At 30.1% G+C, this 14,247-nt stretch carries 16 protein-coding genes and 1 pseudogene; 13 read left to right on the plus strand and 4 right to left on the minus strand.

Translation table 11 applies throughout. The features are described 5' to 3' along the window. Positions 1-5 precede the first annotated feature (5 nt). The 4 genes and pseudogenes from H518_RS0116210 to H518_RS21575 all read right to left on the minus strand — a co-directional run. On the minus strand, positions 6-776 hold the full coding sequence (locus tag H518_RS0116210; protein WP_043707127.1) for an MbnP family protein: 771 nt from the start codon (positions 774-776) through the stop codon (positions 6-8). Positions 777-778: 2 nt separating this feature from the next. Further along, positions 779-2,107 carry a hypothetical protein gene (locus H518_RS0116215; RefSeq protein ID WP_028890044.1) on the minus strand — a complete coding sequence of 443 codons (1,329 nt, stop codon included), beginning with the start codon at positions 2,105-2,107 and terminating at the stop codon, positions 779-781. Then, the gene (locus H518_RS20075) at positions 2,108-3,529 is read right to left on the minus strand and encodes a choice-of-anchor B family protein (protein ID WP_407635135.1); all 1,422 of its coding nucleotides are present in this window, start codon (positions 3,527-3,529) and stop codon (positions 2,108-2,110) included. Next, positions 3,521-3,661 (minus strand): annotated as a pseudogene (locus tag H518_RS21575) (hypothetical protein); the annotation flags it as partial. The pseudogene H518_RS21575 and the gene H518_RS20075, both read right to left, overlap by 9 nt. 290 nt (positions 3,662-3,951) lie before the next feature. Here H518_RS21575 and thiL point away from each other — a divergent pair. The 13 genes from thiL to H518_RS0116285 all read left to right on the plus strand — a co-directional run bounded on the left by thiL (position 3,952) and on the right by H518_RS0116285 (position 14,221). Then, positions 3,952-4,998, plus strand: a complete 1,047-nt coding sequence (gene thiL / locus H518_RS0116225) for a thiamine-phosphate kinase (protein ID WP_028890045.1) — start codon at positions 3,952-3,954, stop codon at positions 4,996-4,998. Between the two features lie 110 nt (positions 4,999-5,108). Next, positions 5,109-5,921: a hypothetical protein gene (locus H518_RS0116230; protein WP_028890046.1), complete on the plus strand. Its 813-nt coding sequence runs from the start codon at positions 5,109-5,111 to the stop codon at positions 5,919-5,921. Between the two features lie 93 nt (positions 5,922-6,014). Further along, complete coding sequence (lysM, locus tag H518_RS0116235) at positions 6,015-6,485, plus strand: peptidoglycan-binding protein LysM (protein ID WP_028890047.1); 471 nt, start codon at positions 6,015-6,017, stop codon at positions 6,483-6,485. Positions 6,486-6,807: 322 nt separating this feature from the next. Then, the gene (locus tag H518_RS0116240) at positions 6,808-7,704 is read left to right on the plus strand and encodes a DMT family transporter (RefSeq protein ID WP_028890048.1); all 897 of its coding nucleotides are present in this window, start codon (positions 6,808-6,810) and stop codon (positions 7,702-7,704) included. Between the two features lie 31 nt (positions 7,705-7,735). Then, the gene (locus tag H518_RS0116245; RefSeq protein ID WP_240472529.1) at positions 7,736-8,602 is read left to right on the plus strand and encodes a YicC/YloC family endoribonuclease; all 867 of its coding nucleotides are present in this window, start codon (positions 7,736-7,738) and stop codon (positions 8,600-8,602) included. 1 nt (position 8,603) lies between these two features. Beyond that, positions 8,604-9,206, plus strand: coding sequence for a guanylate kinase (gene gmk, locus H518_RS0116250; RefSeq protein ID WP_028890050.1), 603 nt, complete (start codon positions 8,604-8,606; stop codon positions 9,204-9,206). Positions 9,207-9,229: 23 nt separating this feature from the next. After that, positions 9,230-9,814 carry a nicotinate (nicotinamide) nucleotide adenylyltransferase gene (nadD, locus tag H518_RS0116255; protein WP_028890051.1) on the plus strand — a complete coding sequence of 195 codons (585 nt, stop codon included), beginning with the start codon at positions 9,230-9,232 and terminating at the stop codon, positions 9,812-9,814. Between the two features lie 64 nt (positions 9,815-9,878). Then, positions 9,879-10,724 carry a hypothetical protein gene (locus H518_RS0116260; protein ID WP_028890052.1) on the plus strand — a complete coding sequence of 282 codons (846 nt, stop codon included), beginning with the start codon at positions 9,879-9,881 and terminating at the stop codon, positions 10,722-10,724. Between the two features lie 137 nt (positions 10,725-10,861). Beyond that, a complete protein-coding gene (locus H518_RS0116265) occupies positions 10,862-11,425 on the plus strand; it encodes an RNA polymerase sigma factor (RefSeq protein WP_028890053.1) in 564 nt (187 codons plus the stop codon). A 6-nt stretch (positions 11,426-11,431) separates the two neighbouring features. Then, positions 11,432-11,806 (plus strand): hypothetical protein, encoded by a 375-nt coding sequence (locus tag H518_RS0116270; RefSeq protein WP_028890054.1) that lies wholly within the window; start codon positions 11,432-11,434, stop codon positions 11,804-11,806. A 59-nt stretch (positions 11,807-11,865) separates the two neighbouring features. Then, positions 11,866-12,300, plus strand: coding sequence for a hypothetical protein (locus H518_RS20080; protein WP_051263816.1), 435 nt, complete (start codon positions 11,866-11,868; stop codon positions 12,298-12,300). Positions 12,301-12,382: 82 nt separating this feature from the next. Continuing rightward, entirely contained in the window at positions 12,383-13,270 is an 888-nt protein-coding gene (locus H518_RS0116280) for a hypothetical protein (RefSeq protein WP_028890055.1), read from the plus strand. Positions 13,271-13,357: 87 nt separating this feature from the next. After that, a complete protein-coding gene (locus H518_RS0116285; protein ID WP_028890056.1) occupies positions 13,358-14,221 on the plus strand; it encodes a M23 family metallopeptidase in 864 nt (287 codons plus the stop codon). Positions 14,222-14,247 lie beyond the last annotated feature (26 nt).

A 14,247-nucleotide genomic window follows, 5' to 3' on the forward strand; every position in this document is an offset into this window, starting at 1 on the left:
TAAGTTTATTGAGTAATTGTACCTAAGCTAAAAACGCCATTTTTACCGTTTGCAGACATTAATTTTTGAGCTTCAAAATTTGGCATTAGCATAGAATTTAGCTCATTTAAATCCCAATCATTAGGGTTTCTAAACCATTCAGCAGCATTCATTTTAATTTCAACAGTAGCATTGTTTTTAATAGAAATTACTCCTAGGTCTACTGTAAAAAAAGTATCATCAAACTTTAAGTTTACAGGGTCAGTTTTGTCCACAGCTCTAATAGCATGGTAAGCAAAACCTTGTTCTTCTATATCTTTATTAAGAAACTTACCTTCCATTTGCATGTAGTGGTAACCACCACCCAACATATCTGGTACATTCCAAGAAGCTGAATTTAAATCTTGATAACCTTCTGCTTTATAATTATCATCATTATTAAAGCCAAAAGTCATTGATAAATTATAGGTTCCTTCAGATATTTTTAATGTTGAACTGTGTATTAAGCTTTCGCTATCACTTAAATCGACTAATTTGTAGTCATCAAAAACAGTTGCTTCATTAGAGCCATTAGTCAATGTCATTTTAGATACTAAATAACGTAATTTTTCAATTGAAAGTTTCGTTCCTAGTTTATTGGTGAATTTTGTGTTAGCTAAATCTGATTTTTCAATTGTGGTACCATCCCAATTTTGAGAGAATTTTATTTTAACAGAAACTTCTTTGATTAGTTCGTCGTTATCAGAACTGCATGAAAAAAGGGCTAAACTTAAGAATAGGATTAAATATTGTTTCATTTTTATTTCAATTTGATAATTAATAGGTCTGAAAAACCTTTGTTAACTGTTATGTCTTGATTGTTACTACTGCTTTCTCCAACCGCAATAATTGTTCCGTTTGCCAATTCAATAGCATCATAGCAAAAATCGATTTCTGTACCTCCAACTGTTTGTTGCCACTGTTGATTTCCGTTGTTGTCTATTTTAAGGATCCAAGCATCGTTTTGACCTTTATTGGTTAATCCATTGTCAGAACTTCTTGAACTCCCTGAAATAAGAAAGCCACCATCTAGTGTTTTATGAACTGATCGTCCTACATCAAAACTAGAGCCTCCGTAATTTTTTTCCCAAATTAAATCTCCATTAGTATTTATTTTGATAATCCAAAGATCTGCTCCACCGTTGTTTTTTAAAACATCTTTGTTTTCACTACGAGTATCTCCAATAATAATGAAATTTCCATCATTGGTAGGTGTAATTGCTCTGGCTTCGTCAATCTCACTTCCTCCAAAAGATTTTTCCCAAAGAAGCGTTCCTGATTTATCAATTTTAACAATCCAAAAATCATAAGAACCTTTGTTGTTTTTTATGTCAACATCAACACTATCTGATGCGCCAATCATTAAATAGCCATCAGAAGTTTCGGTAACTCCGTAACAAGTTTCGGTATTTGTGCCTCCAAAATATTTTCGCCATTCAATATTTCCTGATGAGTTTAGTTTAATACCCCAATAATCACCTCCCGCATGTCGTCTAGCAGCAGATCGGGCATTTCCTAAGCCTCCAGAGGCGGTTACATCTAAAAGGCTTCCAATAAAAAAACCATTATCATTTGTTTGAATAATACTAAGGCCCTTATCTGTTCCAGAAAAACCAGTATTTGTTTTCCAAAGAATATCGCCGTTAGCGTTTAGTTTTAATATCCAAATGTCTTCAAAACCTTCGTTAGCGCTTAAATCGCCATCGTTACTTTTGTTGTAACCAATAATAGCAAAGCCATTATCGTTAGTTTTAATTATTTGATATGCCTTTTCATCTTTAGAACCACCATATGTTTTTTGCCATAGTAATTTATCGTTTTTATCAAACTTTAAAACCCAATAATCATATTGTACATTTGTTTTTGTTGTTGAAACATCACCATCAATACTTTGGGTAAATCCTAAAACAACATATCCGTTATCAGAAGTTTGAATAACACTTCTAGCTACTTCATTTTTTGTTCCTCCTAAGGTTTTTGCAAAACCTAGTGTTGGATTTTTAACAACGTTTGGTAGTTGGTCAACATCATTATTACAGCTAATTATTGCAAATATTATGACTAAAAGAGTTGAGGTTTTTTTTAACATTTATTGCTTTTGTAAAATAAATAAACCGCTATTAATATCACTCACTACAATTTTACCGCTATTAAAATAAGGGTATACATTCCAAACACCATTAAAATTTGCGGCATCATTATCTATATAAGTGTCAAAATAGCCAGTTTCTGTTATTGTTTTACTTTCAATAGCACTAATATCGATAAAACGAACACCTGCTGTGTAGTTCGCTAAATAAAAAGTGTTGTCTTTTATATATCCGTTATGATCTATAGCTGCTGTTGGACCTGTATAAGAAAAATGCTCAACAGGGTTGTCTAAATCTGTAAAATCAAAAATTATATTTCTTGTTTTATTTCCAAAATTTTGTTCATCTAACTCATCACCTAAAATAAAATATTTTTTATCATTTGTAAACCAGCCTTGGTGCGTATATCCAACATTTGCATACGATATTTTAGAGATATTTTTTGGATTCGATTTATCACTAATATCTACAATAACAACTTCATTTTCATTGCTGCCTATTAAAATTTCTTTACCTGTGTAATCAGTATCAGGGCCATCATAAATAACAACTTGTGCATCGTGACTATAATTGTCGGTTCCCCATTCTCCTTCCTTTACTGGGTTTTTAGGGTCTTGTATATTAATAAATAAAGGACCTCCATTGTTTAAAGGTGTTCCATTTAATTTCGTTCCTACTGGATATGCATAACCAGAATCTTCATTAATTACGATATTGTGAGCGCGTCCAAACTCTGTAAAATGCGCATCAGCGGTAAAAGTTTCTGGAGCATTAGCTACATTTCTCAATTTTGTTAAATCAAAAACTTGCATTCCGTGGTTACTTGCTTCGCTTACAATAAAAGCATGGTCTTTATAAACTTTTACGTCGTGCCAAGAACTGTTTACAGTTGCTGTAGGTAATTTACCAAGATATGTAGGGTTATTAGTATCGCTTATATCAATAAAAACAGTCCCGTTTTCCACTCCCATTATTGCGTATTCTTTATTGGTTGTAGCGTCTGTCCATCCCCAAGAATCATTTCCTTCGGTAGCTCCAAAAGTACTTAGAGGTATGTGTAAAAGTAAGTCGTAATTATTACAAGGATATATTCCTGCTTTTCCAGAAACGCAAGGAACTTTATTCCCCGTAGGAGTATCGTCACATACATCACCTTTTCCGTCATTATCACTATCTTTTTGATCAGGGTTTGCAAAGTCAGGACAGTTGTCTACAGTGTTTGCTATTCCATCCGAATCGTTATCAGCCTCAGCACTATCACACACATCACCTTTCCCATCATTATCAGTATCTAACTGATCAGGATTTGCAATTAACGGACAATTGTCATCAATATCTTTTACCCCATCATTATCATCATCATCATCACAAGCATTACCTATACCATCATTGTCAGTATCTAATTGGTCTTCATTAGCTATGTCTGGGCAGTTATCTGTAGTATTAGCTATTTTATCATCATCTCTATCGTCATCTATTTTTATGGTAGAAGTACAAGAAAATATAGATAAAAGTAAAGTAAGATAAATGATTGATTTAATGTGACTACTCATAATAATTAGTTTTGAAAAAGCTAAAGTTAAAAATTAATTAAGGAACTAGTTGTTCATTTTGATAAAATCTGTTAATTCAATTAGTATTACGGTTAAAATTTGTGAAAATTGTATTGAAAGAAATAATTTTGGTTGTTAAAATAATTACCATCACAATTTTATTGTGTGAAAATTACTTGTTTCTTTAAAAGAAAGAACCGTTTTAATGCTGAAATATTTTAAATTTTAGATTTATTTTAAAAGAAGTTGAAGATTTATCTTATTTAAGTACTTGTTATTATCTTTGCAAGATGTTAGAAGATAAAAACCAAGAAAGAACATCATTAGCTGAACTGGGAGAGTTTGGGTTAATTAACCACTTAACAAAGCATTTTAAAATATATAATTCGTCAACGAATAAAGGAGTTGGAGATGATGCTGCAGTTATTAGTCCGTCAGATAAAGAGTTATTAGTAACTACTGATTTGTTGGTAGAAGGTGTACATTTCGATTTAAGTTATATGCCTTTAAAGCATTTAGGCTATAAAGCTGTAATGGTAAATTTATCAGATGTATACGCAATGAATGGAGTTGCTGAGCAAATTACAGTCTCAATAGCTGTTTCAAATAGATTTCCTTTAGAGGCTTTAGAAGAATTGTATGCTGGTATTCAGTTGGCATGTGATACTTATAATGTAGATTTAATTGGAGGAGATACAACATCGTCTACCAAAGGAATGTTAATTTCTGTTACGGCAATAGGAACTGCAAAAAAAGAAGACATTGTATATAGAAACGGAGCAAAGGCTACCGATTTAATAGTTGTTTCAGGAGATTTAGGTGGTGCGTATCTTGGTTTACAGGTTTTAGAAAGAGAGAAACAAGTATTTCAGGTGAATCCTGAAAATCAGCCAGACTTAGATAATTATACTTATTTAATTGAGCGTCAGTTAAAACCTGAGGCTAGAAAGGATATTTCTGAATTATTAAAAGAGATAGAAGTAAAACCTACATCGATGATTGATATATCTGATGGATTGTCATCTGAAATTATGCACATTTGTACGCAAAGTAAAGTAGGGTGTAAGATTTATGAAGATAAATTACCATTAGATCCACAAGTAATTTCTACATCTGAAGAGTTTAAAATGGATAGTACAATGATTGCTTTAAGTGGCGGTGAAGATTATGAATTGTTATTTACTGTTCCTATTGCTGAGTTTGACAAGATAAAGGCAAACCCTAATTTTTCAATTATTGGTCATATAGTAGAAGAAAATCAGGGAATTAATTTAGTAACTCGAGCAAATCAAGAAATTGAATTAAAAGCGCAAGGGTGGAATTCATTTAAAGAATAAAATGATAATACTATAAGATAAAAAAAATCACACTTTTTTAAGTGTGATTTTTTTTTACACCTAAAATTTTAGGCATAAAGATTGATGTTTGTAGCCAAACTAAAATTACGATGAAAAAAGTATTACTACTGTTGTTGTTAATTCCATTTGTTTCCTTTTCTCAGGGAAAATTAAAGAAGGCGAAGCAGAATATAAATCAAAAATCAACCAAAACAACCGCTTCGGGTAAACGAGTTGTAAAAAGTTCATCTTCTTCAAACTCAAAATCAACGAGTCATTCCAACCTCTCTGATGATTTAGGCTTTTATTCTTTTATAGCGAAAACATTATTTTGGGGTACTGCTGGTATTGCAATAGGTGAAGCTGAGGAGCGAGATTTAAATCCGTATCCTTATTTTTATGATAATGAAGGAGAGTATGCAGCTGAGTTATCAGATACAGGAAGAAAGCAAGGGGTGAAATTGGGCGCAAACTATTTATTTAATACAATTAAAGGAATTGAACTTAATGCAACTTATAAGCCGATACCTATTATTGGAATAGCTGCTTCTTATATTCATTTTTCAGAGAAAAATAGAACAAAAAATGATGCTTTAGATATTAGCTCTATAATGGTAAATTACCATAGAGTACGAGAAAAAAATATTTCGCTTTGGTGGGGTTTAGGAGTTACGCATGTAGGAAACGAAGTTAATAAGTTGGGGTTTACTTATGGTTTGGGTACAGAGATATATCCTTTTAAGCCAATTAGTATTCATATATCATGGAAAGAAAGTTTTGTTAATAAGAGTGATATAGGTGTTTTTAAATCGCAATTAAAATATCATTTTAAAAACAAATCTTTCTTTATAGGATACCATCATCATCAAATAGCAGGAGAAAATATTTCTGCACCGATTGTTGGGTTTGAAATAACGTTTTAAAAAAAATCATTTTATAGAATAATAAAAAATGGTATAAAAATTGTATCTTGGTCTAGTAGAGAGTAAATTATTAATTAAAAAAATCAAAAAAGAATGGGAATTTTTTCATTTATTAAAAATGCTGGAGCCAAAGTATTTGGTATCGGAAAAACAACTGAAGAAGAAGCTACAGAAAAATCTGCAAAATTAGTAGATGCTGTAAATAGTTTAGAATTAACTGTTGAAAATTTATCAGTATCAATTGATGATGATAAAGCAACTGTTACAGGTGAGGCTTCAGATTTAGCAACAAAAGAAAAAGTTGTTTTAGTTGTAGGTAACACAGAAGGTATTGCATCTGTAGAAGATAATATGACTGTTGCTGAGGTAGAAGAAATTGAAGTTGCAGCAATGGCACAATTTCATTCGGTAGTAAGCGGTGATACTTTAGGTAAAATAGCAAAAGAATTTTATGGTGATGCGATGAAGTATACTGTAATTTTTGAAGCAAACAAGCCAATGTTATCACATCCTGATAAAATTTATCCTGGTCAATTATTAAGAGTACCACCTTTAATGGATTAATCATAACAGATTATTACAATCAAAGTATATAGCACTGCATTAGCAGTGCTTTTTTTATGGGAAAATTAATACCATTTCTAATTTAAAATAACCGTAATAAATCGCCCCTTTTTCCTTTCTATTTCAGAATAAAAAGAAACCATAGCTAAGGCTATTCTTTAGTTTTATTATTCATATAAAGAAAAAAATCATCATTTTATTTAACAGTGATTTCAAACAAAAACTGGTTTAACAGCATTTATTCATGTGTTTTAAACATATGTTTAGTTAAAAAAGGAGCATAATATTTTTCATCTTTGCATTTTTAAATATAAAAGTAAAAATGAATCAAAGAACGTTGGCATTAATAGCAGTATCTATTGCGACACTTATTTACGGAGTTACTTTTACGGTAGCAAAAGAAGTAATGCCAATGTATATTAAACCATTTGCTTTTATAGTACTTCGTGTAGGAGGAGCTGCGATTGTTTTTTGGTTATTAGGTCTTTTTGTAAAGGCAAAACCAATAGAAAAATCAGATTATAAAAAAATTGTAATGGCTGCATTCTTTGGGGTAGGGTTAAACATGCTCACTTTTTTTAAAGGATTGAGTTATACCACACCAATTAGTGCCTCGGTAATGATGGTTACAGCACCAATATTGGTTTTAATATTTGCAAGCGTACTTTTAAAAGAACGATTGGTATTACGAAAAATAATAGGAATCATTATCGGTTTAATAGGTGCAATTATTTTAATAGTTTATGGTAGTTCATCTGATGCGGATGCTAAAAATATGATGCTAGGGAATTTTTTAGTTTTTATTAATGCTGCATCCTACGCAATGTATTTAGTTCAGGTAAAAAAACTAATCGCAAAATACAATCCAATAGTATTTGTAAAATGGTTGTATTTATTTGGGTTGTTATTTGTGCTGCCTTTTGGTTTTTTAGAGCTTACTGAAGTTCAATGGTATTTAATGCCAACCTCAATATATTTAAAAGTAGGTTTTGTTGTTTTATTTACAACTTGCTTAACTTATTTATTTAACCTGTTTGCATTGTCAAAATTAAAACCAACTACAGTTAGTGTCTTTATTTATTTACAACCAGTTATTGCATCAATTTATGCTTTAATTGTAGGAAGCGATACTTTAAATACAGTAAAAATAGTAGCAACACTTTTAATCTTTTTAGGAGTCTTTTTGGTTACAAAACAAGTGGTTAGTAAAAATAAATAAATGTATCTTTGCGCTTCATTAAATTGATGATATGATACAATCTATGACGGGTTATGGAAAATCCGTATTACATTTACCTTCTAAGAAAGTAACCATTGAAATTAAGTCGCTTAATAGTAAAAATTTAGACTTAAATACTAGAATTCCATCTTATTATAAAGAAAAAGAATTAGCAGTTAGAAAAAAACTAGCTAGTAATTTGGTAAGAGGAAAGATTGACTTTTCTATTTGGATAGAAATGACAGCAGAAGAAACTTCAACAAAAGTTAATAAAAATGTTGTATTAGAATACATTCAGCAATTAAAAAATACATTGTTTACAGGTTCTGATAACGATGTGGAATTGTTAAAAATGGCAATAAAAATGCCAGATGCGTTAAAAACTGAACGTGAAGAATTAGATGAAACGGAATGGGCTCAGATTGATACTCATATCGATGAAGCTTTAAAAGAAATTATTACATATAGAGTTGATGAAGCTAAGTCATTAGAAGATGATTTTAAATTAAGAATAGCAAATATTCAGTCAGCATTAGAAGAAGTTAAGAAATTAGACGGAGATCGAATAGAAAATGTAAAAGTTCGTTTACAAAAGGCTTTAACAGATTTAAAAGTTGAAATTGATGAAAATCGTTTCGAGCAAGAATTAATTTACTATTTAGAAAAGTTAGATATAAACGAAGAAAAAGTTCGTTTAGAAAACCACTTAATATACTTTTTAGAACAATTAGCTACTGAAGATTCTAATGGGAAAAAATTAGGATTTATTGTTCAAGAAATAGGTAGAGAGGTTAACACTACTGGGTCTAAAGCTAATTTTGCGCCAATGCAAAAGATAGTAATTCAGATGAAAGACGAATTAGAAAAAATTAAAGAACAAATTTTAAACATTTTATAAGATGTCTAAAGATTTTAAAGGAAAATTATTTGTGTTTTCAGCACCGTCAGGATCAGGAAAAACAACAATTGTTCGTCATTTATTAAAACAAGAAAGATTTAATTTAGAGTTTTCAATATCTGCAACTTCAAGAGAAGCAAGAGGTGTTGAGGTTAACGGAGAAGATTATTATTTTATATCTACAAAAGATTTTAAAAATAAAATTAAAGGCGATGAATTCTTAGAGTGGGAAGAAGTATATCGTGATAATTTTTACGGAACTTTAAAAACAGAGGTTGAACGTATTTGGGCTTTAGGAAAACACGTTATTTTTGATATCGATGTCGCTGGAGGTTTACGTATAAAAAAGAAATTCCCAACAGAAACATTAGCTGTTTTTGTAAAACCACCAAGTATCGATGAACTTAAAATTCGTTTAAAGAAAAGAAGTACAGAGAGCGAAGACAAAATAAATATGCGCATTGCTAAGGCATCAGTAGAATTAGCTACGGCACCTCAGTTTGATAAAATTATAAAAAATTATGATTTAGCCGTTGCTTTACAAGAAGCAGAAGATTTGGTAGATAGTTTTTTAGACTTAAATAAAACGGTAACACAAGAATAAAAACAATTGTTTTAAAGCAGTTTATGAAAAATATTGGATTGTATTTCGGAACTTTTAATCCTATTCATATTGGGCATTTAATTATAGCCAACGAGATGGTTGAAAATTCTGATTTAGATGAGATTTGGATGGTTGTTACGCCACATAATCCGTTTAAAAAGAAAAGTTCTTTGTTAGATAACCATCATCGTTTAGAAATGGTGTATTTAGCAACCAAAGAATACGAAAAAATAAAACCATCTGATATAGAATTTAATTTACCACAACCTAATTATACCATAAATACATTAGCACATATTTCAGAAAAACACCCAGATTATAATTTTAACTTAATTATGGGTGAAGATAATTTAAAGAGCTTTCATAAATGGCGAAATTATGAAGCAATTTTAGATGATTATAAGGTATATGTGTACCCGAGGATTTCTGACGGAATTGTAGAGAACCAATTTAAAGAACATGCGAAAATTCACAGGGTGGCTGCACCTATAGTGCAAGTGTCATCAACTATGATTCGTAGGGGGATTAAAACTCAGAAGAATATTAAACCTTTATTATCTACTAAAGTTTGGGAATATATAGATACTATGAATTTCTACAAAAAATAATTATTTTAAAACTTTTTTAAAAAACTAAGGTCAAAGAACTGATTAACTTTAAAAATTAGTAATTATGACTTTAAGAATTGTACAAAAAAAAATAAGTAGCCTTTTTATTATTGGTTTATTAGTATTCGCATCTTGTGAATCTAACGATACTGTAAGTTTAGACGAAGTATCAATAGAAGAAGTTTTAAATGTTGTTTTGGCTGATGATATTTCGGCAGAAATAGATGCTGTAGTAGAAGATGACAGTACAGAGAATAATCTTGAAAGTAAAGGTACAACTGTTGTAAGTAACCACCCAAGTTGTGTTCAAAGAACATCAGAAGACACTGCAAATGGAAAAATTGTAACATTAGATTTTGGAGACGGTTGTATTGGAAGACGAGGAAAAGAATTTGCGGGGAAAATAATTATCGAGTATGTTAAAACGGATGATAATTTTTCTAAAACGCTAAGTTTCGAAAACTTTATGGTAGAAGGAAATACGATTGAAGGCGGTAAATCTATTGTGAAAATAAAGGAAAACTTAAATGGAAACCCACAAGCTACTTTTAATGTAGATATAACAATTACCTTAGAATCTGGTGATGAAATTATAAAAAAAGGAACAAAAGTAAAAGAGAAGATTGCTGGGGCTGACACAGATGATAGAGGAGACGATGTTTATTCAATTTCAGGAAATTGGGAGTCTATTGATAAAAATGGCGTTGTAAAAACAGCTACAATCACAACGAATTTAATAAGAGAGTGGGCTTGTAGGTATATTGTAAGTGGCGTTATTGAAATAGCTAAAGACGGTACAGAGGTTACTTTAAATTTTGGTGATGGAACTTGTGATAATGTTGCAACTATAACAGATGTTAATGGTGTTAGTAAAGAAATTACTTTAAAATTAAATAAGAAGAAGAAATAGTATTTTATTGAAGATTAAAAACCAGCTTTTTGGCTGGTTTTTTTTATGCGTATTATCCTAATAAATAAAAAAAGTAAAAAAGAACTAAACTTTTTTTAACTTTCAGGGTCTAACATAGGCAAGATCAATAAGAACAAATGAACGAAGCCAACTTTATAAGTCAATTAACGAGTAAAAAAGATAAAGAGCGAGCCTTTTCTAAACTATTAGATTTGTATCAAGAGCGATTATATTGGCATATAAGAAAGTTAGTTGGAACTCATGAGAATGCTGATGATGTACTACAAAATACATTAGTTAGAGTTTTTAAAAGTTTACCAAAATTTAAACAAGAAAGCTCTTTGCACACATGGATGTATAAAATTGCTTACAATGAATCGATGCGATTTATAGAAAAAGAGAAGCGAAAAACTTTTTCATCATTAGAAGATGTTGGCGATAAGTTTCTAGGAGATTTAAAAGGAGATGTGTTTTTTGATGGAGATGAAGCACAATTAAAATTGCAAAAAGTATTGGGGCAATTGTCTGATAAACAAAAGAAAGTGTTTGATATGAAATATTATGACAATCTTAAATTTAGAGAAATTTCAGATATTTTAAATATAAAAGAAGGAACTGCGAAAACACATTATTATGGAGCAGTAAAACATATAGAAAAAAATATTACTACAGTAGCGTATGTAGAAAAAATTAAAGCATAGTTTGTTATGAACTCACAAAACAATAACTTTAACATCCGAAATACTTTTGATGTGAATACCGAAAAAAAGCATAAATCAGACCTTGGGTTAAATATTCCTGAAGGATACTTTTCTAAATCAAAACAAGCAGTTTTAGATAAAACTGTGTTTGAAAAAAAGAGTAAAGTAATTCCTTTGTATAAAAACATGTATGCTTGGTCTGCAGTAGCAGTTGTTGCATTGCTGTTTATACTAACAGTTTATAGCCCTTTAATGAATACAAATGAAATAGATGATGATATTCTAATTGCATCTTTGGTGATTGAAGATTCAGATGTAGATCAATTGTTAGAAAATTATGTAAATGAAGAATTGTTAACAGACGATTTTTTTTCAGAATAAAATTAAAACTTTTTAAACAAATTGGGGTCTAAAGAATAGTATTTAATTATAATAAACAAATGAAACCGTTACAAATTATATCAGCAATTATATTTACTCTTTTACTGGGGATTTCTAATACTGTAGCACAAAATACAATAGAAAGCTTACAACTTTCTCTAGAACAAAAACAGTTGTTAAAGGCACAAAAAGAGTTAATAAAAAAGAATAGAACCTCTTTTAAAGAATCTCTTACTTCTGAACAAACCGTTTTGTTAAGAAATAAAGCGCTAACAAAATTAGAAAGACAACAGGCGCTGAAAAAAACATTAACAAAAACTCAGAAAAAACTATTAACTCAAAATAGTTTAAGTGTTAAGCAAGCTAAAATTAAATTTAGAAGCACGTTAACTAAATCTCAGAAACAGCAGCTAAAAAAACGGTTTAAATCTAAAAGAGGTAATTCGAAAAAAAGGATTAAAAAAAATATGCGAAATAGATTACAAAGAAGATAAAAAGAAATAACTTCTTCTTTTTTATTAATTGATTATAGTGCTTGAGATCTCTCAAGCACTATTTTGTGTTTTTATAAGATATATGAAAAAAACGGTTGTACTTTTCTTTTTATTACTCAGTTTTTTAAATTGTTATGGTCAAAATGAACCTAAAGCAAATGATGAAAATGACTCAATAGAAGAAAACGAAATAATAGATGCTATTTTAGGAAGAGAAGATGACGACGAATTTCTTAAATCGGCTACGAAATTTCAGTTTATACATGTTTCATTAGATTATAATAACAAGTCATATTTTTCAGGAAGAGATATAGGAACAGCACAGTTTAATGTTAGTCCACAATTAACATATTTACATTCTAATGGTTTATTTGGTGGGCTAAGCGGGGTTTATTATGATCAGTTTTCACCCGAATGGGATTATACTGCTTTAACAATTGGATACGGTAAAAATTTTGGTAAGAATGGAAAATATAGTTGGTCTACCTCTTATATAAGATATTTTTATACAGATATATCAGAAGAAAATCCATTTAAAAACAGTATTTCTCTAGAGGTAGAAATAGATAATAAAAAGAAAACATTAGGAACCGAAATAGTAACAACATATTTATTTGGAGACGACACTTCATTTCAATTAATGTCTTCAACTTATGGTGTTTTAAATTTAATTAAAACTAAAAAATATCATTTAAAATTGCGACCACAATTAAATATAGTTATAGCACAACAAACAATTCAATTAGCGCAAACATTTACTTTTAGAAATCAACAAGTTACAAGATATATAAAGAACAACGATTTTGGACTTATTAATACGCAATTACATTTACCATTACAGTGTAATGTTGGTAATTTTGATTTTGAATTAGGGTATATAATTAACTTTCCAACTGCATTAAAAGGAGAAACAAATTTGAAGAATACGAACTCATTTAATTTATCTATGTCGTATTTGTTTGATTTATAGTAAGTAATTCAACACAAAGTGTAATTTGTATAAAAAATAGTTTCGAAGTTTTTTCGTTGTATATTTGAATCCCAAACCTGTATTAACGTGACTAAAACTCATAAAAAGCGAAAGCTTAAGCAAAAACTGATTGATAAATATCGATTGGTAATTTTAAATGAAGATACTTTTCAAGAAAAGTTTTCTTTAAAATTATCACGTTTAAATGTATTTGTTTTTGGAGGTGTATTCTCAGTAGTGCTAATTGCATTAACATCATTATTAATTGCATTTACTGGTTTAAGAGAATATATACCAGGCTATGCTTCTACATCATTAAAAAAGAAAGCCACTCGATTAGTATATGAAGCTGATTCTTTAAAAACTCGCTTGGCAGTTATAGAGCGTTATACGAAAGCACTAAAACCTGTCTTAACAGGAGAAATTAGATCTGAAAAAATAGACTCAATAAAAATCGAAGCTCAAAACCTTACTTTTAACGAAAGTAAATTGCAAGCATCTAAACAAGATTCATTATTTAGAGCTAAAATTGAAGGTAAAGATCGTTTTCCTTTGTCTGAAGGAGCAGCAGGTAGAGCTAAAATTGTGTTTTTTTCGCCATTAACAGGTACTGTATCGCAAGCGTTTAATATGAACGATAAACACTACGCGCTCGATATTGTTGCAAAAACAGGAACTCCAGTAAAAGCGATTGCTGACGGAACAGTTATTTTAGCAGAGTGGACAGCTGAAACAGGTTATGTAATAACAATACAGCACCCTAATAAGTTTATTTCGGTATATAAACATAACGGAAGCTTATTAAAACAACAAGGTGATGTTGTAAAGTCGGGTGAAGCCATAGCTAGTGTAGGTTCAACAGGAGAACTAACTACAGGTGCACATTTACATTTCGAATTATGGAATAATGGATTTCCAGTAAATCCGACAGATTATATAGATTTCCAGTAATTAAAAGAGAAGAAAGTATAGCACAT

Source organism: Tenacibaculum ovolyticum DSM 18103 (assembly GCF_000430545.1).
Taxonomy (GTDB): domain Bacteria; phylum Bacteroidota; class Bacteroidia; order Flavobacteriales; family Flavobacteriaceae; genus Polaribacter; species Polaribacter ovolyticus.

Bases quoted from the DNA above. Each gene is read 5' to 3' on its own strand.
- H518_RS0116210 (WP_043707127.1), bottom strand. From the start codon at position 776: ATGAAACAATATTTAATCCTATTCTTAAGTTTAGCCCTTTTTTCATGC.
- H518_RS0116215 (WP_028890044.1), bottom strand. From the start codon at position 2,107: ATGTTAAAAAAAACCTCAACTCTTTTAGTCATAATATTTGCAATAATT.
- thiL (WP_028890045.1), top strand. From the start codon at position 3,952: ATGTTAGAAGATAAAAACCAAGAAAGAACATCATTAGCTGAACTGGGA.
- H518_RS0116230 (WP_028890046.1), top strand. From the start codon at position 5,109: ATGAAAAAAGTATTACTACTGTTGTTGTTAATTCCATTTGTTTCCTTT.
- lysM (WP_028890047.1), top strand. From the start codon at position 6,015: ATGGGAATTTTTTCATTTATTAAAAATGCTGGAGCCAAAGTATTTGGT.
- H518_RS0116240 (WP_028890048.1), top strand. From the start codon at position 6,808: ATGAATCAAAGAACGTTGGCATTAATAGCAGTATCTATTGCGACACTT.
- H518_RS0116245 (WP_240472529.1), top strand. From the start codon at position 7,736: ATGATACAATCTATGACGGGTTATGGAAAATCCGTATTACATTTACCT.
- gmk (WP_028890050.1), top strand. From the start codon at position 8,604: ATGTCTAAAGATTTTAAAGGAAAATTATTTGTGTTTTCAGCACCGTCA.
- nadD (WP_028890051.1), top strand. From the start codon at position 9,230: ATGAAAAATATTGGATTGTATTTCGGAACTTTTAATCCTATTCATATT.
- H518_RS0116260 (WP_028890052.1), top strand. From the start codon at position 9,879: ATGACTTTAAGAATTGTACAAAAAAAAATAAGTAGCCTTTTTATTATT.
- H518_RS0116265 (WP_028890053.1), top strand. From the start codon at position 10,862: ATGAACGAAGCCAACTTTATAAGTCAATTAACGAGTAAAAAAGATAAA.
- H518_RS0116270 (WP_028890054.1), top strand. From the start codon at position 11,432: ATGAACTCACAAAACAATAACTTTAACATCCGAAATACTTTTGATGTG.
- H518_RS20080 (WP_051263816.1), top strand. From the start codon at position 11,866: ATGAAACCGTTACAAATTATATCAGCAATTATATTTACTCTTTTACTG.
- H518_RS0116280 (WP_028890055.1), top strand. From the start codon at position 12,383: ATGAAAAAAACGGTTGTACTTTTCTTTTTATTACTCAGTTTTTTAAAT.